Consider the following 1,441-nt stretch of genomic DNA (forward strand, 5'->3'; position numbering starts at 1 on the left):
GCCCCGGCGGGCCCGCCCGGTGCCGTCGCCGGCGCCGGTGGGCCTTCTCACCGACGATGGCGAGCGGGATGAGCGCCAGCAGCGCCGCCAGCGCGACGAGCAGTCCGACTGCGACCTGGCGGGCCTGGCGCCCGGCGCCGGTGTGCGGCTGGTCGAGCCGGGGGATCGCCGACAGCCTCGGCGGCGACGGCGCGACCGGCGGCGCGGGCATCGGCGCGCTGGCCATCCCGCCGGCCGCCGCGCTGGCCGTGTCGGGCGGCTCGGAGTGGGCGAGCCGGCTGGTGTCCGTCGGTTCGAACGGGACCCAGCCGATGCCGGCCAGATACACCTCCGGCCAGGCGTGCGCCCGCGCCTGGCCGAGGGTGAACACGCCGCGGCCGCCGGCCGTGTCGGGACCCAGCAGATAGCCGACGGCAATCCGGGAGGGGAAGCCCCTGATTCGGGCGAGCAGCGCGAACGCGGTGGCGTGCTGCTCGGCGTAGCCGTGCCGCTCCCGTTGATCGGTGCTGGTCAGCAGGCGGGTCAGTGAGCCGTAGGAGGGCCCGGGGCGACCGGCGAGGTCGTAGGGGAACGTCGCCGGGTCGCGCAGGAACCGTTGCAGCGCGGTCAGCTCGGCGTAGGGGGTGCGGGCCCCGGCCGTCGCCCGGGCGGCGACGCCGACCAGGGCCGGCGGCAACCCCGGCGGGACGGTCAGACAGGGGGCGAGGTCCGGTCCGGAGCCGGGAACCGCGTCGGCGAGCTGGCGGGCTCCGGGCGGGGACGGTTGCGGCGAGCTGGTATTCGTAGGGGCCCGTCGCCGCGGCGCGCACCAGGGTGCCGGTCCGCGGGTCGAACGCCGCCGGCACGCCGGACAGCCGCAGCGGCCGCCCGACCACGGGTACCAGCGGGGTGTCCAGGTGTTCGATCGTCACGTGCGCGCGCACCGTTACCGTCGGCCCGCCGTCGACCAGGCCGCCACCGCCACCGCCACCGCCACCGCCACTGCCGTCGCCGTCGCCGTCGTCTGGCAGCGTCGCGCCCACCGGTAGATCGGCCCCTGTCGCCAGCCACAGCACCAGGACCGGCACGACCAGCAACGACGCGGCCGGGTCGGCCGGCAACCCGGCCGTGAGCAGGTTCGACCAACCGCGACGCAGGCCGCCCACGCTCGCGGAGAGGCCACCCACGGCCCTTCCGTCCACCCATCCGAACACGACGACGATCAGATACCCGGCGAGACCCGCGAGCCCGAGGCCGGCCAGCAGATCGAGGCGGCGGGTCCGGCGCCCGGCCGCGGCGATCAGCGCCGCCGCCAGCACGGCCCCGGCCAGCGGTGCCCACGCACTGGAGCCGCTGAACAGCCCACCGAACGCCCAGGCGACGGCCAGCGCCCCGACCAGCAGCGACCCTGCCTCGGCCACCCGATCCAGGGGTAGCCGCCATGCGCGGCGGCGTCCCGGGG

2 protein-coding genes are annotated in these 1,441 nt (G+C 77.4%); one reads left to right on the top strand and one right to left on the bottom strand.

Annotation, left to right across the window (positions count from 1 at the left end):
- Window positions 1-676, bottom strand: a 676-nt coding sequence (locus tag ND748_RS31940; protein WP_251750002.1) for a transglutaminase-like domain-containing protein, incomplete at its 3' end; no start/stop codon positions are given.
- A gap of 220 nt (window positions 677-896) precedes the next feature.
- Here ND748_RS31940 and ND748_RS34365 point away from each other — a divergent pair.
- Complete coding sequence (locus ND748_RS34365; protein WP_285902994.1) at window positions 897-1,028, top strand: hypothetical protein; 132 nt, start codon at window positions 897-899, stop codon at window positions 1,026-1,028.
- Window positions 1,029-1,441: the final 413 nt, after the last annotated feature.

The sequence above is a fragment of the Frankia sp. AiPs1 genome (assembly GCF_023716945.1).
GTDB lineage: Bacteria > Actinomycetota > Actinomycetes > Frankiales > Frankiaceae > Frankia.